Raw genomic sequence first — 20,974 nt, forward strand, 5'->3', positions numbered from 1 at the left:
CCGGCACCGGTCGTCACCACTGCGTCAGCCGCACCTGTTGTTGCTGGTCTGATAACGCGTCAGGTAGTCGTTCCACTGGACGCCCTGGATGACCGCGACGACGACCGATCCGTTGTGTATCTGCTCGTAGTGCAGGTGCGGAGAGAGGTCGTAGAGCGCGGACGAGGCGCCGACTTCTCCGATCCGCTGGCCGATCTTGACCGTCTGGCCCTTCTGGACGTCCCGCGTCTTCAGGTGCGCGTAACGCGTCCGCCAGCCGTCTCCGTGCCCGATCACGACGGTGTTGCCGTACCCCGTGTCCGTGGCGTAGTACGAGGAGAGGACCGTGCCGCCGGCACTGGCGAACACCCGGCGTCCGAAGTCGTCCGGGGTGCCGCTGGCGTTGTAGTGGTTCCAGTCGATCGAGTGCCCGGGGCTGTGCCCGTTCCAGTTGCTGCCCCGCCAGCTCTGCCCACAGTCGAACGGCATCTTGAAGGCGGGCCGGCCCGCGGCCAGCGCATCCGCCGGCGAGGCTTCCTGCGGGGCCGCGACGGCGGCCGAAGCCGTGACGGTGAGAGTGACGACCACGCTCGCAGCCGCCAGCAGCCGCCCGATATGTCTCTGCATGCTTTTCCCCTTGTAGTCGGTAACTCCAAGATTCAAGAAGGCGGGCATACAAAGCGGATACAACCTGTGTGCGGTGGCGGCATGCGGCCAACGGCCCACTGAGGAAGAGGAGTTCGCCGAGCGGAGCCAGGTGCGCGCCGACCGCGGTCTGCCAGGCCGGCCAGAGCCTGGGGCGGAGCCGATCGGGTGGGCCGCCGGCGCAGCGCGTTTGCCGAGCGTGGGCGAGGGATACCCGACGGTGATGCCGCAAATGTCCGAAGTGATGCTCCATGTCAATGGCGAACCGCACCGACTGACACTCGACAACCGCACCACCGTGCTCGACGCGCTGCGCGAGCACCTGCACCTCACCGGACCCAAAAAGGGCTGTGACCAGGGCCAGTGCGGCGCCTGTACCGTTCTGGTGGACGGTCGGCGCGCCAACAGCTGTCTGATGCCGGCCGTCGCCCAGAGCGGTGCCCGCATCACCACGGTCGAGGGTCTGTCGGACGGTGGTACTAACGGTCTGCACCCGCTGCAACAGGCCTTCCTCGACCACGACGGCTTCCAGTGCGGCTACTGCACGCCCGGCCAGCTCTGCTCGGCGGTCGGCGTCATCGCCGAGGCGGCCGGCGGCCATCCCTCGCATGTCACCGACGCCGCCGGCCCACCCCCGGGCCGGCCGGTGCCGCTCACCGCCGAAGAGATCCGCGAACGGATGAGCGGCAACATCTGCCGCTGCGCCGCGTACCCGCACATCCTTGCGGCGATCGAGGACGTCGCGAGCGCGACGGACAGCAGCAGGAGCGAAGCCCGGGTGGTGGCCTCATGAAGTCCTTCACCTACGAACGCGCCACCGACCCGGACCACGCCGTCGCCCTCCTCTCCCGCGATCCGAACGCCCGCTTCCTCGCCGGCGGCACCAACCTCGTCGACCTCATGAAGCTCGGGGTCGAGACCCCCGGTCACCTCGTCGACGTCGCCCGGCTGCCGCTCGACCGCGTCGAGGAGACCGACGACGGCGGTCTGCTCATCGGCGCCACCGCCCGCAACAGTGACCTCGCCGCCGACCCGGCGGTCCGGACGCGCTATCCCGTGCTGTCGCAGGCCCTGCTCGCGGGTGCCTCGGGACAGCTGCGCAACATGGCCACCACCGGCGGAAATCTGCTCCAGCGCACCCGCTGCACGTACTTCCAGGACATCACCAAGCCGTGCAACAAGCGGCAGCCCGGCTCCGGTTGCCCCGCGCGGGAGGGCCACCACCGCGATCTCGCGGTGCTCGGGCACTCCGAGGCGTGCGTGGCGACGCACCCGTCCGACATGGCGGTCGCACTCGCCGCGCTCGACGCCGACGTACTGCTGCTGGGCGCCGGCGGCCGGCGGACCGTACCGCTCACCGCCTTCCACCGGCTGCCCGGTGACCGCCCCGACGTGGACACCGTGATCCGGCCCGGTGAACTCGTCACCGGTGTCCGGCTGCCGGCGTCGTCCGCCGGTCTGCCGTCCGCGTACCGCAAGGCCAGGGACCGCGCCTCGTACGCCTTCGCGCTGGCGTCGGCCGCCGTGGCGCTCGACGTACGCGACGGAGTCGTGAGGGAGGTACGGCTCGCCTTCGGCGGGTTGGCCCACAAGCCCTGGCGTGCCACGACCGCGGAGGCCGCGCTGGCCGGCGGGCCGGCCACCGCCGGCGCCTTCGACCGCGCCGTGGCGGCCGAACTGGCCGCCGCCCGGCCCTTGCGGGACAACGGGTTCAAGGTCCTCATCGCCCGTAATCTGGCCGTCCGGCTGCTCACCGAACTGGCCGATCCCGCCACGGCCACCGTCGGCCATGCCGATCCCCGCCACACCGGCCACGGCCATGGAGGAGACCAGTGACGACCAGCCGCGAGCGGACCCTGGGTTCCGCCGCCGTCCGGATCGAGGGCCGGGCCAAGGTCACCGGCACGGCCAGGTACGCGGCCGAGCACACCCCGCCGGGCTGTCTCTACGCGTGGGTGGTGACCGCGACCGTGGCGCGCGGCCGGACCGAGTCCTTCGACACCGCCGCGGCCCTCGCCGAGCCCGGCGCCGTCGCCGTACTGACCCATGAGAACGCGCCCCGGATCGGCGAGCCGGACGATCCGACGCTGGGCATGCTGCGCGACGACCGTGTGCCGCACCGGGGCTGGGTCGTCGCCGTCGCGGTGGCCACGAGCCCGGAAGCGGCGCGCGCCACCGCCGACGCGGTGCGCGTCACGTACGTGACCGAGGACCACGACGTGGTCCTCACCCCCGGCCATCGGGGCCTCTACACACCCGAAACGGTCAACGGCGGGCATCCCGCGGTCCGTGAGCGCGGCGACTTCGACGCCGCTTACGCCGCCGCCCCGGTCACCGTCGACGTCACGTACTCGATGGACCCGATGCACAACCACCCCATGGAGCCGCACGCCGCCGTCGCACAGTGGGACGACGGGCGGCTGACGGTGTACGACTCCAGCCAGGGGTCGAGTGCCGTACGGGACACGCTGGCCGCGCTCTTCGCCATGGACCCGGCGCACGTCACCGTCATCAGCGAGCATGTCGGCGGCGGTTTCGGCTCCAAGGGCACCCCGCGTCCGCAGCCGGTGCTGGCCGCGATGGCGGCCCTGCATGTCGGGCGCCCGGTCAAGCTGGCGCTGCACCGCTCCCAGCTTCCGGCGCTCGTCGGGCACCGGCCGCCGACCATCCAGCGGGTGCGGCTGGGCGCGGGCCCGGACGGGGTGATCGACGCGCTGGCGCACGAGGTGACCACGTACACGTCCACGATCAAGGAGTTCGTGGAGCAGGCCGCGACACCTGCCCGCACCATGTACACCTCGCCGCACAGCCGCACCACGCATCGCGTCACCGCGCTCGACGTGCCGTCGCCTTCGTGGATGCGCGCGCCCGGCGAGGCGTCCGGTATGTACGCGCTGGAGTCGGCGATGGACGAGCTGGCCCTGGCCGCCGGGGTGGACCCGGTGGAGCTGCGGGTGCGCAACGAGCCCCCGTACGAGCCGGATTCGGGCCGGCCCTACAGCAGCCGCCATCTGGTGGAGTGCCTGCGCGAGGGGGCCCGGCGGTTCAGCTGGCGGGACCGCGATCCGCGCCCGGGGGTGCGCAGGCGGGGCCGGTTCCTGCTCGGCAGCGGCGTCGCCGCCGCCTCGTACCCGGTGCTGATCGCACCTTCCACGGCCGAGGCGCGCGCGGAGGCGGACGGCGGTTTCCTGGTACGGGCCAACGCCACCGACATCGGTACGGGAGCCCGCACCGTGCTCGCCCAGATCGCCGCCGACGCGCTCCACGCGCCCCTGGACCGGGTCCGGATCACGATCGGCGACAGCGACCTGCCGACGGCCCCGCTCGCCGGCGGTTCGGCGGGCACCGGCTCGTGGGGGTGGGCCGTCGACAAGGCGTGCCGTGCGCTGCGTTCACGTATCGAGGCGGCGGGCGGGGATGTGCCCGCCGAGGGACTGTCCGCGAGCGCCGACACCACGCAGGGCGTACAGGCCGGATCGGAGTTCGCCCGCCACGCCTACGGCGCGCACTTCGTGGAGGTCCGGGTGGACACCGACACCGGTGAGATCAGGGTGCGCCGGATGCTGGGGGTCTTCGCCGCCGGCCGCATCCTCAACCCCCTCACCGCACGCTCCCAGTTCATCGGCGCGATGACGATGGGGCTCGGCATGGCGCTGATGGAGGGCTCGGCGATCGATCCCGTGGCCGGTGACTTCGCGGAGCGCGACCTGGCCTCGTACCACGTGCCCGCGCACGCGGACGTGCGCTCGGTGGAGGCGTACTGGATCGAGGAGGACGACCGGCATCTCAACCCGATGGGCAGCAAGGGCATCGGCGAGATCGGCATCGTCGGCACGGCGGCGGCGATCGGCAACGCGGTGCACCACGCGACGGGGGTCCGGCTGCGCCGGGCGCCGATGCGACCGGACAGACTGCTGCCGCACCTGGGCTGACGGACGGTGCAGGCGAGGTGGCCGCTCTCGAATTCCGGCGGTTTCACGCCGCGCCCGCCCCGCGCATGCCCTCCACGCGGGATGCCGTCTTCAGCGGGAACGCGTCGGTGAAGCCGTCGGCCTCTTCATCTGGCTGATGCGCGTGGAGGACCTGGTGGTAGAGGGCGTTTGGCAGGTATGTCGGGTCGGACAGGCTCATACAGACAGGTCTGGACGCGCTGGTTGCCGGGGTCGAAAGCCCGTCCCTGGCCATGCTGGCTGGTCTCCTCCGCAGCGAGGAGCCCGAAGCGCCGGAGCTCTTCGACCAAGTCCTGGAGGAGCTGGGACTGATCTTCCACCCACCCGCGGACCCCCGGGCCGCAAAGTGGGCGATGGCCTGCTGGATCGCCGGTCAGATCGCCGACGGATCCGTGGATCCCGCCGTCGGCACCTACCTCATCTGGGCAGACATCGCCCATGACCTCGGCCACCCCGAAGAGCTGGAACCCCTTGTGCGCTGCGCGCACAGCCTGGACGGCTGGGAGGAGAGCTGGGGAGTCTCCGTCGAGGAACTCAACGCAGAAGCGGTCGAGGCAGCGAAGCACTTCCTCAGCAGGAGGTCCGCAGTTGAGGCGGGGGACGAACCCGGGGTGCGTTCTCGTCATCGGGATCGGCCAACCACGAGGTGATCCGCTCGCTCAACGTGGCCACACCGCAGAAGTGCAGCCAGAACCCCAAGTGTTCGACTACCCGCGGTCAGAAGAGGTGCGCCGAGGTGGCTTGTGTGAGGTTGTCGAGGATCGTGCGCAGCCAGGGGCTGCGTACGGCCGGCAGCCGGACCAAGGTGTGCTGGAGGGTTTCCCGGTCGGCCCGGAACAGGTAGTTGGGGAGCAGCGGGAGCGGGTCGTCGCGCAGGACGTCCTGGGGTATGCGGCCGGACGCGGGAACCGGCAGGTGCGGCTGGGGTGAGACCAGCGACAGCCACACACCCAGCGGCAGGGGCACCAGGTACGCAGACGCGGCCGGGCCGGCGGGGGTCCAGGTCCGGCCCGTCTGGGGATGGACCGGTACGAGGAGGATGTCGGCGCCCGCCTCGGGGGAGGGTCGTCCCGGTCCGGCGAGGACGGCGCGCCGCTTCGGAGGACCTCCCGGCAGCAGGGTGTCGAGAGCGCGCTGGAACACGTCCGCGGTCAGACCGCCCGGGATCTCAACCGGCTCCCCCTGGGAGGCAGTCAGCAGGTGGGCGAGCGCCTGTCCGGCCGCCGCTTCCCACCGCGGGCTCCATGACCAGTAGTGGTTCGACCCGGACGGTCCTCCCCAGGTGGCGATCGGCTCGAACGGGGGTATTGCCTCGCCTTTTTCCGCCAGCTGCGCCCAGGAGAGGCGCACAGGGTGGATACCGTCGGCGGGGACGCGGTGCACGGCGTCCGGCTGAGCCGTATTGCCTGCCAGAGGGAGCAGTCGTCGACCCTGGTGGCCACGGGGAGGCTGCAGGCCTCGCAGGCCATGTTGGGCCCGTCGGCTCCGTCGAGGCCGCAGCAGGCACCGCCGAGTTTCCCGGGAATCAGCCGGGTTCCTCGGATGTCACCGGGCGCGATGACACTCGCCCCGGGCGTGCTGTCGGACAGGGCGTGGACCGGTGCGTATATGCCGCGTGCCTCTGCCTCGCCCGGATCGATCTCGTCCCACATCCGCCACGGCCCTCCCCAGGGGTCCGGGTCCACGGCGAACGTCCCGGGCTCCATGAGCACCGGAAGCTGGGCTCCGTTCCCGTACGTCTGACGGGCATGGACCGGCAGCGCGACCTGGGACAGTGCGGTGGTCAACTCGGCGCCGCATCCGACACACGCGAAAACGAACAAATGCCCTCCGCCCGGGAAACAGACGCATCGTCGCACCTCCCCGGCAGCCGGCCAACGTGTTTTCTCACCTCGCCCACCACTGGGCAGCTTCTCCACGGTCAGGCGGATGACGCTGCCCTGAGTGATGGACAGCGGTCCTCGTGGTCGATCCAGGTCGCCCGCCGGGTGCAGCCGGTCCCATGCCTGCGCGGAGGCCGTGCCGTAGACCGTGTGGGGTCAGATCGTTCGGATCCGGTGGGGGTCAGTCTGTGAACGCGCGAGGACGCATGGGCTCGGGCAGCTTCCGCGCGAGTTGCCGGGCGGCTTCGAGGACGGTGCGGTCTCCCAGGTAGGGGCCGATGATCTGGATGGCCAGCGGCAGACCGTCCGCGGTCTGCCCAGCTGGGAGGACCAGGGCTGGAAGTCCGACGGGGCCGGCGAGGTTGAGCCAGCTGGTCTGATCGAAGAAGGGGCGCTTCTGGCCGTCGACGGTGATGTACCGCTGCGGGGCTGGGGTGTTGGTCTGGTCGGCGACGGCGGCCGTGGGTGTGGCGGGGGTGATGAGGATGTCGTGCTCGTCGAAGTAGCGGTCCCAGGCCGCGCGGAGGTCCTGGCGTGCTTCATCGGCGACGCACCAGTCGCGGTGACGCATGGTCCGTGAGTGCAGGTACAGGGCGCTCGGGTCGTCGGCGGGGATCTTCTCGGCGGCCGTGACGTCGGCCGCGAAGGCCTCGTCGCCGGCGGTGGCCGAGGCGGTGGCGTACATGAGGCGCTGGAACAGTTTGTCGCTGTCGGCGAAGTCGACGGGCTTGGTGGAGTCGTCAACGGTGGCGCCGAGACCGCGCACGAGCTTGGCGATCTGTTCGAGGAGGGCGCGGGTGCCGGCGTCGACGCGGCAGTACGCGTCGTCGGCCCAGATGCCGACCCGGTACTCGCCGAGCGTGGCTTTGGCCGGGGCCGGGAGGTCGATTTTCCAGCCCGGCCGGTCCGCGGGGGAGGGGGAGGCGATGACGTCGAGGAGGAGGACGAGGTTCTCGACGGTGCGGGCGATCGGGCCGAGCGTGATCATGTCGCTGCTGGTCGCCCAGCCGGGCAGGCGGGGAACGTGGCCGCGGGTGGGCACGATCGGGCTGGTGCCGCGCGAGGTGCGCAGGGCGTAGACACCGCAGTACGCGGCGGGAAGGCGAAGCGAGCCGGCGAGGTCGGAGCCGATTTCGAGGCTGGTGAAGCCCGCGGCGACCGCTGCCGCCGGGCCGCCGGAGGAGCCGCCGGCGGTCCTGTTGCCGTCGAAGGGGTTCTTGGTCGTACCGAAGATCGGGTTCGACGTCTGGATGTCCTGGCACATGGCCGGCACGTTCGTGTGGCCGATGATGATCGCACCGGCGTGGCGAAGCAGCGCGACGACATCGGCGTCACGGTCGGGAACGTGGTCGGTCAGGGCGGGGGAGCCGCAGGTGGTGCGCATCCCCTCGACCTCGAGGGCGTCCTTCACGGTCATCGGCAGACCGTGGAGCGGGCCGAGTGTCTTGCCGGTCGAGGCGAGATGCTGGTCGGCCTTGTCGGCGGCCGCGCGGGCGCCGGCGGCGTCGAGGGTGACGACGGCGTTCAGCTGCGGGTTCGACGTGGCGATGTGTTCGAGGTACTGCTCCAGGAGTTTGCGGCTGGTGATCCGGTGCCCGCGCAGAGCGGCCAGCTGCTCGCCGGCGGCTGCCAGGTGAAGGGGTCCGGTCATGTGAGGGCTCCTGGAGGGGCGGTGGTGCGGGCTGGCTGGGGTGGTCATGGCGGTGACCGCGGCACGGGCTGCCGCAGCGGTGAGCACGGTGCGGCTGGTTTCGCTCACGAAGACGGGTTCTGGCTCAGGTTCTGTGAACCCATGCCGACCCGGTTTGCGCCCGCCTGCACGCTGAGGAGCGAGCCGCTGACCTGACGGTTCAACAGGACTACCAGGTCCTGCATGCTGAGGGCCAGCCCGGCTCTGCGGAAGTTGTGCCTGAGTGTGATGTCAATGGCTCCCCGGCCGTGAGCAACCGACAGTCGGGAACACATGTCCATGGCCCTCGCTGCGACCCGGATCGCCGTTCTCGTGGTGGTGTCGCGACGGCAGACTACGGAGATGGACTCCGACCTCTACCCTGATCTGGCCGCTGCGGGCAGCCTGGCCGCGGCGTTGGAACAGCTTGCGGCCGAACTCGGTGTCGATCTCACGGTGGTACCCGGCGATTGGGGTCCACTCGTTTCGGCCGGCATCGCCTCGTCGGTCCCTGAGCGCAAGCCGCTGTCCGTTCACATCGGGGCGGAGAGCCGCTGGTTCGGTGTCTCAGGCTGGAGTCGCGGAGTCGAACTCATCACCGGAGCCACGCCCGACCTGGCCGATGTCGTCAGGGCCGGAGCGGCGTGGGGGCGGGGCGGGAGTCTGCGGGAGCTGCGGGCGGAGCTGTCGTTTGTGCGCAGTGGCGCACGATGCGGGAGCAGGCGGCCGAGGAACCGGATTTCACAGGTTTCGGCGAACTCGTGGAAGCGGCTCATGCAGAACCACGGCTGCGACAGCTCTATGTATTCTCCAGCCACTGGACACTCGGCTTCAGCTCCTGCACCGGATTCCAGTTCCGCGATGAGGTGGCCATCGTCCCCTCATACAGTGGCAGCCCATTCCGCGTGAAGAAGTATCCACTCTCCGACGATGTTCTCGGCGAGGCCGCCACAGCCGAGGAAGCCGTGGCCCTGGCGGTGTGCCACCTCCCCACCGATCTCGGTCCGGCCGTCACGGGAACCGCCGAACACGATGGATGACGAACGCGACCAAGTCTCTGACCGTCACCCCTCCGGCCTGGTTCACTTCAAGCGGCTCTGGCTCAACTTCTGTGATGTGGCCACTGCGAGTAACCGGTTGGGGATGACATTCCCAGCTGGTTACTCTCCGGGCCATGAGCGGACCGGTGTTGGTGATCGAGTTGGCGGAGGCCGTCCCTCGCGCGGGGATCCACAGACTCCGCGAGTTCCTGCTTGGCGCCTCGGCACGGTTCGAGGAGAAGCGGGTCGGCGAGTACGGCCTGAACATTCACGCGGAGAGCCTCGGGATTGAGGACGCCGGGGACGAAGACGGACGCCGGCCCGTCCTGGTCTCACTCATGGGGCCCGGGATCGGTGACGAGGCTATCTTCGATGCCGAGCACGCCGATGAAGTGGACCAGGAACCTCTCATCGGCTTCGCCCCCACCCACGCGGCCGACATCATCGCGTTCTGCAACCGTCCTGTGGATCACCTCGTCACGGCCTTGCTGACCGCCGCCGTCATGGACGTGATCGGTGGTGTCGCCAACGCCGAGCTACGAGACGATCAGGTTTCAATCGTGGCCGGCCTTCCGGGCATCGTCGCCACAATGACCGATCCATGGCCCGCCGCGTACGGCTCGGCGCAATTCCTCCGAGCGTGGGCCCAACAGCCCGGTTTCCGGCTCCTGAAGTAGCCGGAACTCAGCCAGCCGGCTCACGCGAGTAGTACCCGCCTGCGGAACAACTTGAGACCGGCTCGGCCGAACATCTGGCGCTTGAGCATTTTGATCCGGTTGACATGGCCTTCGACCGCGCCTGAGCCCCAGGCCGGGGTCAATCCCGCGGTGACGGCGTCGAGGTCGCGGTCGATGCCGGCGGCGAGAGTGTGGAGGCAGGGCCCTCGTTCCAGCGGTCGTCCAGATAGGACGTGTAGTCGTCGAGCACCGAGGGCCGGTTCCGCCACTGGCCCTTGAACAGGTCCCTCGGGCCTCTCGGCGAATCGGTGTTCAGTCGGCCATGCTGAACCTGACGGTTCTTCTTCCGGCGCGGGCCCAGGCTCGGGTTCGCGGGCGGGCAAGGGCTCGCATCCATCGGCGGTGCTGGGCAACCGCTCGTTCGGCGGCATCGCTCAGGTTGCGCCAGAGATGCCACCGGTCTGCGACCTGGATGGCTTGCGGGGCGCCGACGGTGGCGCCTTTGGCGAAGAACCGTGCCCGGTCGCGGCAGACGACCTCGATGCCCGGCCGGTCAGCGAGCCAGGCCGCCAGGCTGGACGCTTCCCCGTCTCGATGCCCATGTCCACCGACAGCACCACGACGTCCGCGACCGAGGGGAACAACAACTCTTCGAGCCGAAGCACGACCTCTTCCACGGCCCCGAACTGCCAGCCAACCGCCGGGCCGACGGCCCATTTCGGGCGACTTCATGTACGACTCCAAGGTGTCCAGCTGTCACCTAGCGTGGGCGCTCCACAGTTACGCTCCGTTACGTCTGGACATCGAAGAGAGCAATGGATGGGGGTGGCGGGGCAAGCACTGCGCGAAGGCGCGTCAGTATGGCTCGCCACTGCTTCCAATCCTCCGGGTCGACCCAACTTGAGGATGGCCCGTCCTCGTCGCTGGCGATGCGGGCGAGGGCTTCGTCGGCGAGTGCTCGAAGGTCGGAAGGGAACACGGGCATCGGTGTTTCCGGACCGTAGGACATGTCGGCGGGTTCGCCTCCCGGGCATTGCGCCGCGATCAAGGCGGCGGCGGCCACCGCCTCTTCCGCTTCCGTGAGGTAGCCGGTCGCATCGATCGTCCGGATGAGCACGCCTCGGATCAGGGCTTCACGCGCCTCGGGCGCGGCATCGTCGAGCGCGTTGGCGAAATCCGCGGCTGTGTCGTTGTCGAAGGGACCGGTATCCCAGGTGCCCATGCTGATCTCCTTGCGTATGGTCGCCCGGATCCTCGCATCAGGCACTGACAACACGACTACGGGGCGAGCAGGACCCATTTACGAAGAAGGCCGAAGTCTGCGCGGCCGAACATCTGGCGCTTGAGGGCGTCGCGGTCACGGTCGATGCCGGTTGCGAGAGTGTGGAGACTGGGCAGGTCGTCCTGGCGGACGACGTCGAGCCACTGCGGGAGTCGATCACCCTGACGTTCGGTGAGCATGTGGGCGAAGGAGACCGGACGCGACCGGTCAGGCCATCGAGTTGGGGCAGTTGGCCAGGACGGCCTTGAGCCGGAGCTGTTCGATCTCGGTCAGTGTCTCTGGTCGGCTGAGGATCCATCTCGTCACCACGCGGGGTGCCGGCGGCTGCGCCTATCTCGCGGGTAGGCGCTGACCCGACCGTAGGTGCCGCGATAGCCCAAGGGAACGATCTCCTCCCAAAGCTTCCAGGCGTTGGTGCAGTCCTCGTTCCATGGCTGCGGGAGATCGGGGCCTGGTCGGCTTGTCCAGCACCGCCTCGGTCGCGCATCAGCTCGGCCGTATGGAGGAGCTGGGGATGATCAGCCGCAGCGCCCGGCGCTGGCATTCCGTCCGGCTCGGAGCCTGATCAACGCCGGCGGGGCCGTCCTCTTAAATCCAATGGATCCAGTCGCCGTGCGGGTGGGTGAAGGAGACAGGTGTGCCGTCGACGGAGAGGACGAACGGCGAGGTCTCGAACTGGGGCGGCGTGACGTCGGTAACCACGCCCGGCCCTTCGTTCGCTATCCATACGACGTCGAGTTCGCGGGTAAGCGCGGCGAAGTGGGCGCGGAGTTGCGGGCTGATGTATACCAGCACCGCTGAGTGGAACACCACGACACGCGTGTTCCGGGGCGCTTGCTCGACGCAGGCTGGCAGCGCTTCGAGCAGGTCGCCTTCGTGCACGGGCACCGGATGGCGCTGTGCGGTTGCCAGTGCGGAGACGAGGCGTTCGTGGCGGGCCGTCTGCCCTGGCCACACCAGGCACTCGAGCCAGGACCGGTCCTCGGGGTCAGACGGATCGAGGGGGTTGAGGTCGATGCCGGTCGCCCATGCCACCTCGGGGATCCGCAGTTCCGGGTGATGTCCTTCCGCCCGGCACCGGAGTGTCGGCGCCTGTGGGTCACTGCCGGTCAGGTGTGTGTGGCCGTAGTCGTAGGAGTACCGGTCGATGTTCAGGCACAGTCCGGCGCTCGCGCCGACCTCGATCAGGGCGAGCGGCCCATCGAGCGCAGCCAGCGCGGGCAGGAGTGTTGCGCAGCGGCCCGGTTCGTTGGTCTGGGTGCGCCGGGACAGCATCAGCGCCCGCAGTTCCCCGGCCTGTGTGGTGGCCAGTTCCCGAAGAGCGTCCGGTGCGGGTGCCGTGCGCAGCATGTGGCGGGCTGCGGCGAACAGGAGGTTCGGCTGGCGCTTGTTGGCGGGCAGGGTGCCCAGGAAACCCAGTACGTCCGGGTCGGACGCGACGGAGAGGGCGAGCGTCTCGTAGGCGGGGGACCGTCCCGCCGCCTCGTGCTCGGCGAAGCGGCGGTAGTTCTCTGCCGTCGTCACGCGGTCGTCCAAGCCCGTCATCGCCATGTCGTGATCATATGAGCCGGTCCGGAGTCGGCCGAAGCCCCGGGGATCAGAAACAGCCTCTCACCTGTCCGGCCCCAGCGGCTGAGCGGCCTGGCCGGCGGAGGGTTCCACCGGAGGGAGGCTCCACAGAGAGTTGGAGGGGTGTCTTCAGCGGGTGACCGCGAGTGTGACCGAAGGTGGGAGCCACCCGAACCGGACACTGTGCGTTCCCGCCGTTCAACCCTGGTGGGCAAGCCCAGTGGGCTGCGGCGACTCCTCTTCCCGCGCGACAGTCGAGGGGAGAGGTCGCTCCGGCCTCCGGCACCAACTGGAGGCCGGTTCGCTGCGTTCCGGGCCCACCTCAGACCTGACCTCTCACTTCTGGGAGACAGGCCCTAGGGATCCGGCCAATGACTTCGGGTCAGGTCCGCTTGCGGCTCGCGATCTCGTCAGAGAGCTGCCGCACATGGGCGGGGTCCGCGTCCCGGGCAAGGGCGACGTAGTGGTCCATGACGGCCGGCCGGTAGCGCACGGGCAACGTCTGTCCTGGGGCGAGTCGGGTGAGCTCGGTGATCGTGAGGTCTTCGTCTGCGATACCGCGGAACGAGATGCCGCTGGCGGTCTCCACGTCGAACATCAGGACGACGCGTGGATTGCCGTTGACCTCCCGCCAGTCGACGAGAACGCCGAGCGCAAGCGCCCCCGTACGCAGTTCCGCATTGCGCTTCCGTGCATCGCTGCTCAGGAGCGGGTTCGGGGCGACGCCCGGGAAGTCCGGCCCGACGCCGAGCGATTCCCGACTCAGGTCGGGCCTGAGCTGCGCCGTCAGATCGTTCAGATCGTTGAGCTTCTTCTTCCAACCGAACATCCTGACCCCTCCCTCACACCGGTGCCGGAATCTCGGCCCGGCGCGCTTCGCCCTCACCGCGATTGGACGGCGCGGCCATTCCCGACCACCGTCGCATCGCCTCGTCCCGATGGGGTGTCGCCGTCTGCGGTCGCGGACGGGCTCGGTCGGTGCACCCGTCTGTCGAACGAGCCACGTCCGCACGCCGACAGGAGGACCAAGCCGTGATCGAATTGACCCCAACAGTAGCGGGCTTCCGGGTATCGCGCAGTTGCGCGACAATTCGCGTTCCGTGGCAAGGCCGGGGTGCTGGTCTCGTGCGGTGCCGCGCCGCGCAGCCGTGGAACCAACCACAAGACTGGCACTGCCTCCCGCCGAACGGCGGAAGGGCAGTTCCGGAAGTGAACGTAACGAGTCGTCCTTCGATCGTAGAGGATGAGGGGCAGGGCGCCCGTCGCCGGTGTCCGGACCCGCGTCGCGATCATGGCCGGACCGTGAAGAGCTCAACTCCTCACCCGGGCAGCGTGATTGCGAAACGTCACGACCGTCACCCGCCCGGATGTTCATGTACGCGGACACGGACGAGCCCCGAATGGGCGCTCCACCCGCTCCCACTGCGACAAGCTCCATATTCGCCATCCGCCCATGGCTCCCGTGCGCACCGTCCGACCAACGCCAACACACTGCAACTCCCCATACGAACGCTTCACCAGTGGCGCCGGGACACGACCGAGGTGATCGTCGGTGCGGTTACCGGCACCTTGGCCCGGCCTCAACTGCTCGTCCCGGGCCGGTACGACACCGACGGGGTACTGCGGTCGGTGGGCCGTACGACGGTGCTGCGGCCGGACGCGGCCCACCAGTTCACCGGCCGGCTTGGGCTCCTGTGGTGGGCGCTTGGAGGGCTCCTTGGGGACCCACTTGGGTGCCCAGACAGTCGGGCGCGGTAAATCCCCTGTTCAGAGCCCGTATTGGTCGCTGGTCGGGGCCGTTGCAACTCCTTTCTCTCTCTATGGAGAGGAAAGTAGGGGGCGGCAGAGCCCGCGCCCCTCGACCTTCACCGGGACCGTCTGCAAGCCCAAGGCCCCGGCAAGCTGCTGGCAGCTCAGGCCTCGGCCCGCTTCCGACTCCAGTACCGACACGATCCGCTGGTAGTCCGGCGCGAGCGAGGACCGACACAGTCATGCTTGGGTCCGGTGCGGCACCGGCGATCCGGCCATCGCGCCCAGCGCCGGCTCCGCGACCGCGGAGGACGGCTCGGCCAGCAGCTCGGCCGCGCGGGCACCCACCAGCCGCTGAAGCGTGCATTCCGCCTCCCCGAGCGCGGGCTGCACCCGCTCGGCCTCGTCCCGCGACCGCGCGATCTCTTCCCGGGCCTTCTTCTCCCGGGCCTCCAGCAGACCGAGCAGCGACGGCACCCGCCGCCTCCACGAGCCAGGCGAGCGGACGCACCCAGCTCATCTCTCCCGTCGCACTCGGCGTTCATGCTCACCCGCCCCGAACCAACGGATCACGTTCGGAAAGCGGATGGCGTCCGAGCCCAGGGTGCGGGGCGTGGCAATGGGCCGACATCCGGCCACGCCGGTAGCCGGAGTCATAGGCGATTGCTGTCGACCAAGCTCTATACAGCTCTGAATCCAGACCTGTATACATGCCGTGTTACGGCTGCACAGAGAGGAGATGACCATGCTGGTCATCCTGGGATTCGCGATGGTCGCGACGTTCCTCTACCTGATCATGAGCAAGCGCGTCGTTCCTGTCGCGGCCCTTGTTCTGGTTCCCGTCGTCTTCGGCCTCCTGGCCGGGGCGGGGCTGGGGATCTCCGACGACATCAGCAAGTCGATCGAGGATGTCGCACCGACCGCGGCACTGCTGTTCTTCGCGATCACGTTCTTCGGCATCATGATCGATGTGGGGCTTTTCGACCCGCTCATCCGTGGTCTGCTGCGCGTGGTCCGGCAGGACCCGGTGAAGATCGTCGTCGGCACGGCGCTGCTCTCCGCGATCGTGTCGCTGGACGGTGACGGCTCGACCACGTTCATCATCGTCACGTCGGCGTTCCTGCCCATCTACCTGCGCCTGGGCATGAGCCCGGTCGTTCTGACCTGCGTCACAGCCACTACCAACGGAGCGCTCAACACGGTTCCCTGGGGCGGTTCCACCGCCCGTGCCGCGGCCGCCCTGAAGGTGTCGCCCATCGACATCTTCGTCCCGATGATCCCCGCCGTCGCGGCCGGCCTGATCGCTACTTTGGTCTTCGCCTATTTCCTCGGCCGCGGCGAGCGCCGCCGCCTGGGCATGGTCGACCTGGGCCCCGGAGTGCTGCGCGGGCGCACCGCCAGCCAGTACGCGAAGACGTCCGCCGCGCAGCCCGCCATGGCCGGCGCCCCGACGGCAACGACCACGTCGGTGTCTACAACCGCGGACGGCACCTCCGAGGCGGCTGCCGACGGCAGTGGCGACAGCCCCCGCCCGACACCGCGGCCGGACGATCGCACGGAATTGATCACCTCCGACGGCCACATCAACCGGCCCAACGCCCGTCCGAATCTGCTGTGGCCCAATCTCGTGCTGACTCTCGGCGTCATGACACTGCTGGTCGAGGGCACGATCGAGCCCGCCGTCGTCTTCCTCGTCGGCGTCGCGATCGCCCTGATCCTGAATTTCCGGCATGTGGCCGAACAGCGCGCGCAGTTGGAGGCCCATGCCTCCAGCGTCGTCAGCGTCGTCGGCATGGTCTTCGCCGCCACCGTGCTCACCGGTGTCCTCAGCGGCAGCGGCATGGTCGAGGCGATGGCCGACTGGCTGGTCGGCATCATTCCCGAATCGCTCGGCGGGCACTTCCCGGTCATCGCCGGCCTTCTGTCGATCCCGATGACCTTCTTCACCAGCAACGACGCCTTCTACTTCGGCATGCTGCCGGTCCTGAACGAGACCGCGGGCCACTTCGGCGTCTCCTCACTGGAGATGGCCCGCGCTTCACTGGTCGGCCAGCCCCTGCACCAGTCCAGCCCGATCGTCGCCTCGTTCCTGCTGCTGGTCGGCATGGCCAAGGTCGATCTCGGTGACCACCACCGCATGACGATCTGGCGGGCCGTCTGTGTCGGACTGGTCATGCTGCTCGTCGGCGGCCTCACGTTCGCCTTCCCTCTCTGACCAGCCCGCTCCCTACCCGCGGCAGTCCGGCAACGCGGCGATAAGGTGTATACACCTCGATGTGCGGAACTGACGACAGGGATCACCATGGCTCGGGCGACTGGCAAGAGTGAGGCTGTCTACGAGCGGCTCAAGCAGGACATCGAGTCGCTGCACCTCAAACCGGGCGCCAAGCTCAGCGAGATCCAGCTCGGCGAGGAGCTGGGTGCTTCCCGCACCCCGGTGCGGGAAGCCATTCGACGGCTGTCACGCGAGGGGCTGGTCGATTTCGTGCCGGGCGAGGTGGCTCGCGTGGCGGCCATCTCACTAGGAGGAGTGCGGGCGCTTTTCGAGTTCCGGATGATGGTCGAACCCGAAGCGGCCGCGCAGGTGGCCGGCCGGGCACGAACGCAAGAACAGGTGCTCGAACCCTTCCGGCAACTGCTGTCCCAGGTCGAGGAGTTCGAGGAGTCCTTCAGAAGCATGGACGGCGCCCGGCAGACTCAGTCCTTCCGGGACTTCTACGTGCTGACCGAGAGCTTCGACCAGCATGTCATCGAGGCCTGCCGCAATCCGTACCTGTCCCGGACGATCCGAGACCTGCGCAGTCAGACCGTGCGCCTGCGCCACCTGTCCCACAGCGGACCGCGCCGGATGCTGACCTCCCTGGACGAGCATCGCGCGATGCTCAAGGCGATCACGCACGGGGACGGCCAAGCCGCCTCGGCGGCCTGCCGTCATCACCTCGCGCAGACGCTCCAGGCATTGATCGACAGCCTGACCGACCAGCACGCCGAGTACGGCGCGGACGTGCTGCTCACGCCCTGAGCCGAGTCGCCGAGGACGCCGGAAGCCCGGTCTGAGAGAGCACCCCCGAGGGGCTGTGCCTCTCCATGAGCATTGATGTATACATAGTTGGATACAGCGCCTAGTCTTCCGGAAGGTGAGGCCGTCAGATGCCGCACACCGTCTCAGCAGCGGACCTGTCGCGGTTCGCCACCGCCGCCGCCGAGTACCACGGCGTGCCCGCCGCTGACGCCCGGCTACTCGCCGACACTCTGGTGACGGCCGAGCTGTGGGGGCACGCGTCCCACGGCATGCTGCGCCTGCCTTGGTATCTCGACCGGATCCGCAGCGGCGCCACTGCGGCCACCGCCGCCCCGGAAGTGGTCAGCGACAACGGAGCCGTCATGGTCATCGACGGCAACGACGGACTCGGCCAGGTCCTGACCGACCGAGCGGTGCACGAGGGTGTCGTACGCGCCCGCGAGCACGGGATCAGCGCCGTCGCCGTTCGGAACTCCGGCCACTTCGGTACGGCCGCCTACTTCACCCGCAAGGCCGCGGAACAGGGCTGCGTCGCGATCCTGGCCACCAACGCCAGCCCGGCCATGGCCCCTTGGGGCGGCAGGGAGAAGAGGGTCGGCACCAACCCCTGGTCGATCGCCGCCCCGGCCGGCCGCTTCGGCACCGCGGTGATGGACATCGCCAACACCGCGGTGGCGCGCGGAAAGATCTACCACTCCAAGGAGCGCGGTGAGCCCATCCCCGAGGGCTGGGCCGCCGACGCGCACGGCGTACCGACCACCGATCCGCGGCGCGCGATCGAGGGCCTGATCCTGCCGATGGCCGGCCACAAGGGCTACGCCATCTCCTTCATGCTCGATGTGCTGGCCGGGGTACTCACCGGCAGCGCTTTCGGCTCTCACGTGGTGGGCCCCTACCAGCCCACCGGACGCAGCGGCGCGGGGCACCTGCTCATCTGCCTGGACATCCGCTCCATGGCCGACCCGCCGGAGTTCGAGCGGCGGATGGAGGCGCTCATCGAGGAGACGAAGACCACCCCGGCCGCGCCCGGCACCCAGGAGATCTTCGTGCCGGGCGAGCCGGAGATCCGTACCGCAGAGCGACTGCGTACCGAGGGCATCACGGTGGCCGACGACACCGTGGCCTCCCTCACCCGTATCTCCGCGACCACGGGCGTCCCCCTGCCCGTTCCCCCGACCGAATCCACCCCCAATCCGCAGGAGCTCTCCGCATGATCGCGCTAACCGTGTCCCTCCAGGTCATCCCCGGGTCCCGGGACGATTTCCTGGCCGCCATCAAGGAGAACGCCGAGCGTTCCTTCTCCGACGAACCGGGCTGCCGCTACTTCGACGTGGTCTGCGATCTGGCGGACGACCACCACTTCGTCTTCCACGAGCTCTACGACGACGAGGCCGCGGTCGAAGCCCACCGTGCCGCGCCCCACTTCAAGGTCTGGCGAAAGGCCGCAGCCGCGTACGTGGTGCCCGGAAGCCAGGTCAACACCCTCTCCCACCGCCTCTTCCACCACTCCTGACCGACGAACGGAGTCGTACTCATGTGCGCCGAGCCCGCTGAACCGAACGTGCTCATCAACCCCGACGAGGTCGAACGCTTCGATCGCGGCGGCGGTGTCGCCACCATCCCCTACATCGGCAAATGGAACTCCGGGACGGCCGTCATCACGACCGGCCAGACCATCTTCCAGCCCGGCAACGGCCTGCCTCTGCACAGTCACAACGTCGAGGAATCCGTACTGATCCTCGAAGGCGAGGCCACCGCCGAGATCGACGGCGAGTTCTTCGACCTGGAGGTTGGCCGGGCCACGTGGGTGCCCGCAGGCGTCCCCCACCGCTTCCTCAACCGCGGCGAGGGCGTCATGCGGATCTACTGGGTCTACGGCGGCCGCGACGTGACCCGCACCATCACCGCCACCGGCGAGACCTTCGAGCACCTCTCCGCCGACGACAAGGGAGGCGCGCCCACACCATGAACACCATCCAGACCACCAACCCCGCCACCGGCCGGCCCATCGCCTCGTACGAGGCCTGGGACGCCGAACGTGTCGAGACCGCGGTACGCCGAGCCCACACCGCCGGCCGCGCCTGGGCACTCGTCCCGGTCGCCGAACGCGCCGCCCTCGTGGGCCGTCTCGGACAGACCCTGCGCGCCCACGCCGACCACCTGGCCGACCTCACCGTGCGGGAGATGGGCAAGCCGCGCACCGAGGCCCTGGGCGAGGTGGGCAAGTCGGCGCTGACCGCCGACCACTACGCCGAGAACGGCCCCCGGCTGCTCGCCGATGTCCGCGTCCCCATAAACGGCGCTGAGGCCTGGGTCGCCTACGAGCCCGCCGGCCTGGTGCTGGCCGTGATGCCCTGGAACTTCCCCGTCTGGCAGGTCATGCGCTTCGCGCTGCCCTCGCTGGTGGCGGGCAACGGCATCCTCCTCAAGCACGCCTCCAACGTCACCGGCAGCGCGCTCGCCCTTCAGGAGCTGTGTGTGCGGGCGGGTCTTCCCGAGCACCTCGTGACCGCACTCCTGATCGCCGACATGGACGTGCCCGACACCACCGCACGTCTGATCGACGACGACCGCGTCGCCGCAGTCACGCTCACCGGAAGCAACCGCGCCGGAGCGGCCGTGGGATCCGCCGCCGGCCGGGCCGCGAAGAAGTCCGTCCTCGAACTCGGCGGCTCCGACGCATTCGTGGTCCTGGACGACGCCGATGTCGAGACCGCCGCCGCGGCCGCGGTGAGGGCCCGGTTCACCAACTCCGGCCAGAGCTGTGTGTGCGCCAAGCGGTTCATCGTCCACCAGGACGTGGCCGACGCCTTCACCGCCGCCTTCGTACAGGGCGTGGAGGCCCTCAGGACGGGCGACCCGCGCAATGCCGACACCCAGGTCGGCCCCCTGGCGCGCGACGACCTGCGCGGCGCGATCGAGCGTCAGGTCGAGCGGTCCGTGGCCGCCGGCGCCCGGCTGCTGACCGGTGGCAAGCCCCTGCCGGGCAACGGCTACTTCTTCCAGCCGACCGTGCTGGCCGACACCACGCCGGGGATGGCCGCCTTCGACGAGGAGACCTTCGGACCGCTGGCCGCGATCGCCGTGGCGGCGGACGAGGACGAGGCCGTATACCTGGCCGATGCCAGCGGCTTCGGCCTGGGGCTGAGTGTGTGGACCGGACGGCCCGCGCGTGGCGTCGAGGTGGCGCGCCGCATCACCAGCGGAGCCGCTTTCGTCAACGCCGTCGTCGCCTCCGACCCGCGCCTGCCCTTCGGCGGGACCAAGCGCAGCGGCTACGGCCGCGAACTGGCGGCCGCCGGTCTGCGCGAGTTCACCAACACCCGCACCTACTGGATCGGCCACTGACGCCGCGCACTCGCCGCAGCATTCACCGTCCCGGCCGCCCGACGGCGGGACACAGACGGCGTGGCTGTCCGGCTGGCCGCGATGCTCGGAGCTGGGGACTTTGTCGTCGGTGTGGAGTTGTATCGGCTACGTGGAATTCTCAAGTTCTTCATCCGTACGCT

The 20,974-nt window shown here is 69.4% G+C and carries 22 protein-coding genes and 1 pseudogene; 13 read left to right on the plus strand and 10 right to left on the minus strand.

The genetic code is table 11. The features are described 5' to 3' along the window. Nucleotides 1-24: 24 nt before the first annotated feature. On the minus strand, nt 25-606 hold the full coding sequence (locus tag GXP76_RS06635) for a M23 family metallopeptidase (RefSeq protein ID WP_242570482.1): 582 nt from the start codon (nt 604-606) through the stop codon (nt 25-27). A gap of 241 nt (nt 607-847) precedes the next feature. Here GXP76_RS06635 and GXP76_RS06640 point away from each other — a divergent pair, with 241 nt between their 5' ends. From GXP76_RS06640 to GXP76_RS06650, 3 genes are read left to right on the plus strand one after another with little or no spacing between them, the layout of a single operon-like run. Next, a complete protein-coding gene (locus GXP76_RS06640) occupies nt 848-1,417 on the plus strand; it encodes a 2Fe-2S iron-sulfur cluster-binding protein (protein WP_242570483.1) in 570 nt (189 codons plus the stop codon). After that, nucleotides 1,414-2,460 (plus strand): xanthine dehydrogenase family protein subunit M, encoded by a 1,047-nt coding sequence (locus GXP76_RS06645; RefSeq protein ID WP_242570484.1) that lies wholly within the window; start codon nt 1,414-1,416, stop codon nt 2,458-2,460. Before GXP76_RS06640 ends, GXP76_RS06645 begins: the two co-directional genes overlap by 4 nt. Then, nucleotides 2,457-4,556, plus strand: coding sequence for a xanthine dehydrogenase family protein molybdopterin-binding subunit (locus tag GXP76_RS06650; protein WP_242570485.1), 2,100 nt, complete (start codon nt 2,457-2,459; stop codon nt 4,554-4,556). The genes GXP76_RS06645 and GXP76_RS06650 overlap by 4 nt, the downstream gene beginning before the upstream one ends. Before the next feature lie 43 nt (nt 4,557-4,599). Here the strand turns inward: GXP76_RS06650 and GXP76_RS06655 are convergent, their stop codons facing one another. Further along, on the minus strand, nt 4,600-4,755 hold the full coding sequence (locus GXP76_RS06655; protein WP_308354099.1) for a hypothetical protein: 156 nt from the start codon (nt 4,753-4,755) through the stop codon (nt 4,600-4,602). A 52-nt stretch (nt 4,756-4,807) separates the two neighbouring features. Here GXP76_RS06655 and GXP76_RS06660 point away from each other — a divergent pair, with 52 nt between their 5' ends. After that, nucleotides 4,808-5,224 carry a hypothetical protein gene (locus GXP76_RS06660; RefSeq protein ID WP_242570486.1) on the plus strand — a complete coding sequence of 139 codons (417 nt, stop codon included), beginning with the start codon at nt 4,808-4,810 and terminating at the stop codon, nt 5,222-5,224. 67 nt (nt 5,225-5,291) lie between these two features. Here GXP76_RS06660 and GXP76_RS06665 read toward each other — a convergent pair. Both GXP76_RS06665 and GXP76_RS06670 read right to left on the minus strand, forming a co-directional pair. Then, nucleotides 5,292-6,397: pseudogene (locus GXP76_RS06665) on the minus strand (hypothetical protein). 241 nt (nt 6,398-6,638) lie between these two features. Next, entirely contained in the window at nt 6,639-8,108 is a 1,470-nt protein-coding gene (locus GXP76_RS06670) for an amidase family protein (protein WP_242570487.1), read from the minus strand. Nucleotides 8,109-8,836: 728 nt separating this feature from the next. Here GXP76_RS06670 and GXP76_RS06675 point away from each other — a divergent pair. Continuing rightward, nucleotides 8,837-9,166, plus strand: coding sequence for a DUF6193 family natural product biosynthesis protein (locus GXP76_RS06675; protein ID WP_242570488.1), 330 nt, complete (start codon nt 8,837-8,839; stop codon nt 9,164-9,166). 134 nt (nt 9,167-9,300) lie between these two features. Then, complete coding sequence (locus GXP76_RS06680; protein WP_242570489.1) at nt 9,301-9,843, plus strand: DUF6368 family protein; 543 nt, start codon at nt 9,301-9,303, stop codon at nt 9,841-9,843. Nucleotides 9,844-10,155: 312 nt separating this feature from the next. On the opposite strand, the gene GXP76_RS35995 is transcribed toward GXP76_RS06680, so the two are convergent. From GXP76_RS35995 to GXP76_RS06700, 3 genes are read right to left on the minus strand one after another with little or no spacing between them, the layout of a single operon-like run. Next, a complete protein-coding gene (locus tag GXP76_RS35995) occupies nt 10,156-10,575 on the minus strand; it encodes a transposase (RefSeq protein ID WP_374359977.1) in 420 nt (139 codons plus the stop codon). 58 nt (nt 10,576-10,633) lie between these two features. Beyond that, nucleotides 10,634-11,065: a DUF4259 domain-containing protein gene (locus tag GXP76_RS06695; protein WP_242570490.1), complete on the minus strand. Its 432-nt coding sequence runs from the start codon at nt 11,063-11,065 to the stop codon at nt 10,634-10,636. Nucleotides 11,066-11,121: 56 nt separating this feature from the next. Next, nucleotides 11,122-11,304, minus strand: a complete 183-nt coding sequence (locus tag GXP76_RS06700; RefSeq protein WP_242570491.1) for a hypothetical protein — start codon at nt 11,302-11,304, stop codon at nt 11,122-11,124. A 251-nt stretch (nt 11,305-11,555) separates the two neighbouring features. Between GXP76_RS06700 and GXP76_RS35535 the strand changes: the two genes are divergently transcribed. Then, the gene (locus GXP76_RS35535; RefSeq protein ID WP_277993052.1) at nt 11,556-11,690 is read left to right on the plus strand and encodes a hypothetical protein; all 135 of its coding nucleotides are present in this window, start codon (nt 11,556-11,558) and stop codon (nt 11,688-11,690) included. A gap of 23 nt (nt 11,691-11,713) precedes the next feature. Here GXP76_RS35535 and GXP76_RS06705 read toward each other — a convergent pair whose 3' ends face one another. The 3 genes from GXP76_RS06705 to GXP76_RS06715 all read right to left on the minus strand — a co-directional run bounded on the left by GXP76_RS06705 (nt 11,714) and on the right by GXP76_RS06715 (nt 14,920). Further along, nucleotides 11,714-12,676, minus strand: coding sequence for a DUF2332 domain-containing protein (locus GXP76_RS06705; RefSeq protein WP_242570492.1), 963 nt, complete (start codon nt 12,674-12,676; stop codon nt 11,714-11,716). A 400-nt stretch (nt 12,677-13,076) separates the two neighbouring features. Beyond that, entirely contained in the window at nt 13,077-13,523 is a 447-nt protein-coding gene (locus GXP76_RS06710; protein WP_242570493.1) for a hypothetical protein, read from the minus strand. Nucleotides 13,524-14,683: 1,160 nt separating this feature from the next. Continuing rightward, a complete protein-coding gene (locus tag GXP76_RS06715) occupies nt 14,684-14,920 on the minus strand; it encodes a hypothetical protein (RefSeq protein ID WP_242570494.1) in 237 nt (78 codons plus the stop codon). Nucleotides 14,921-15,188: 268 nt separating this feature from the next. Here GXP76_RS06715 and GXP76_RS06720 point away from each other — a divergent pair, with 268 nt between their 5' ends. From GXP76_RS06720 to GXP76_RS06745, 6 genes are all read left to right on the plus strand, one after another. Then, the gene (locus GXP76_RS06720; protein ID WP_242570495.1) at nt 15,189-16,658 is read left to right on the plus strand and encodes a CitMHS family transporter; all 1,470 of its coding nucleotides are present in this window, start codon (nt 15,189-15,191) and stop codon (nt 16,656-16,658) included. Nucleotides 16,659-16,745: 87 nt separating this feature from the next. Beyond that, nucleotides 16,746-17,465: a GntR family transcriptional regulator gene (locus GXP76_RS06725; RefSeq protein WP_242570496.1), complete on the plus strand. Its 720-nt coding sequence runs from the start codon at nt 16,746-16,748 to the stop codon at nt 17,463-17,465. 128 nt (nt 17,466-17,593) lie between these two features. Further along, nucleotides 17,594-18,679, plus strand: coding sequence for an Ldh family oxidoreductase (locus GXP76_RS06730; protein ID WP_242570497.1), 1,086 nt, complete (start codon nt 17,594-17,596; stop codon nt 18,677-18,679). After that, the gene (locus GXP76_RS06735; RefSeq protein WP_242570498.1) at nt 18,676-18,978 is read left to right on the plus strand and encodes a putative quinol monooxygenase; all 303 of its coding nucleotides are present in this window, start codon (nt 18,676-18,678) and stop codon (nt 18,976-18,978) included. The genes GXP76_RS06730 and GXP76_RS06735 overlap by 4 nt, the downstream gene beginning before the upstream one ends. A 21-nt stretch (nt 18,979-18,999) precedes the next feature. After that, a complete protein-coding gene (locus GXP76_RS06740) occupies nt 19,000-19,434 on the plus strand; it encodes a cupin domain-containing protein (protein WP_242570499.1) in 435 nt (144 codons plus the stop codon). After that, nucleotides 19,431-20,813, plus strand: coding sequence for an aldehyde dehydrogenase family protein (locus GXP76_RS06745; RefSeq protein WP_242570500.1), 1,383 nt, complete (start codon nt 19,431-19,433; stop codon nt 20,811-20,813). Before GXP76_RS06740 ends, GXP76_RS06745 begins: the two co-directional genes overlap by 4 nt. Nucleotides 20,814-20,974: the final 161 nt, after the last annotated feature.

Source organism: Streptomyces sp. NP-1717 (assembly GCF_022695985.1).
In the GTDB taxonomy this organism is placed as follows: Bacteria; Actinomycetota; Actinomycetes; order Streptomycetales; family Streptomycetaceae; genus Streptomyces.

What these genes read in the sequence shown, in the direction of transcription:
- GXP76_RS06635 (WP_242570482.1), bottom strand. Translation starts at nt 606, where the DNA reads ATGCAGAGACATATCGGGCGGCTGCTGGCGGCTGCGAGCGTGGTCGTC.
- GXP76_RS06640 (WP_242570483.1), top strand. Translation starts at nt 848, where the DNA reads ATGCCGCAAATGTCCGAAGTGATGCTCCATGTCAATGGCGAACCGCAC.
- GXP76_RS06645 (WP_242570484.1), top strand. Translation starts at nt 1,414, where the DNA reads ATGAAGTCCTTCACCTACGAACGCGCCACCGACCCGGACCACGCCGTC.
- GXP76_RS06655 (WP_308354099.1), bottom strand. Translation starts at nt 4,755, where the DNA reads ATGAGCCTGTCCGACCCGACATACCTGCCAAACGCCCTCTACCACCAG.
- GXP76_RS06660 (WP_242570486.1), top strand. Translation starts at nt 4,808, where the DNA reads ATGCTGGCTGGTCTCCTCCGCAGCGAGGAGCCCGAAGCGCCGGAGCTC.
- GXP76_RS06670 (WP_242570487.1), bottom strand. Translation starts at nt 8,108, where the DNA reads ATGACCGGACCCCTTCACCTGGCAGCCGCCGGCGAGCAGCTGGCCGCT.
- GXP76_RS06675 (WP_242570488.1), top strand. Translation starts at nt 8,837, where the DNA reads ATGCGGGAGCAGGCGGCCGAGGAACCGGATTTCACAGGTTTCGGCGAA.
- GXP76_RS06680 (WP_242570489.1), top strand. Translation starts at nt 9,301, where the DNA reads ATGAGCGGACCGGTGTTGGTGATCGAGTTGGCGGAGGCCGTCCCTCGC.
- GXP76_RS35995 (WP_374359977.1), bottom strand. Translation starts at nt 10,575, where the DNA reads ATGAAGTCGCCCGAAATGGGCCGTCGGCCCGGCGGTTGGCTGGCAGTT.
- GXP76_RS06695 (WP_242570490.1), bottom strand. Translation starts at nt 11,065, where the DNA reads ATGGGCACCTGGGATACCGGTCCCTTCGACAACGACACAGCCGCGGAT.
- GXP76_RS06700 (WP_242570491.1), bottom strand. Translation starts at nt 11,304, where the DNA reads ATGCTCACCGAACGTCAGGGTGATCGACTCCCGCAGTGGCTCGACGTC.
- GXP76_RS35535 (WP_277993052.1), top strand. Translation starts at nt 11,556, where the DNA reads ATGGCTGCGGGAGATCGGGGCCTGGTCGGCTTGTCCAGCACCGCCTCG.
- GXP76_RS06705 (WP_242570492.1), bottom strand. Translation starts at nt 12,676, where the DNA reads ATGGCGATGACGGGCTTGGACGACCGCGTGACGACGGCAGAGAACTAC.
- GXP76_RS06710 (WP_242570493.1), bottom strand. Translation starts at nt 13,523, where the DNA reads ATGTTCGGTTGGAAGAAGAAGCTCAACGATCTGAACGATCTGACGGCG.
- GXP76_RS06720 (WP_242570495.1), top strand. Translation starts at nt 15,189, where the DNA reads ATGCTGGTCATCCTGGGATTCGCGATGGTCGCGACGTTCCTCTACCTG.
- GXP76_RS06725 (WP_242570496.1), top strand. Translation starts at nt 16,746, where the DNA reads ATGGCTCGGGCGACTGGCAAGAGTGAGGCTGTCTACGAGCGGCTCAAG.
- GXP76_RS06730 (WP_242570497.1), top strand. Translation starts at nt 17,594, where the DNA reads ATGCCGCACACCGTCTCAGCAGCGGACCTGTCGCGGTTCGCCACCGCC.
- GXP76_RS06735 (WP_242570498.1), top strand. Translation starts at nt 18,676, where the DNA reads ATGATCGCGCTAACCGTGTCCCTCCAGGTCATCCCCGGGTCCCGGGAC.
- GXP76_RS06740 (WP_242570499.1), top strand. Translation starts at nt 19,000, where the DNA reads ATGTGCGCCGAGCCCGCTGAACCGAACGTGCTCATCAACCCCGACGAG.
- GXP76_RS06745 (WP_242570500.1), top strand. Translation starts at nt 19,431, where the DNA reads ATGAACACCATCCAGACCACCAACCCCGCCACCGGCCGGCCCATCGCC.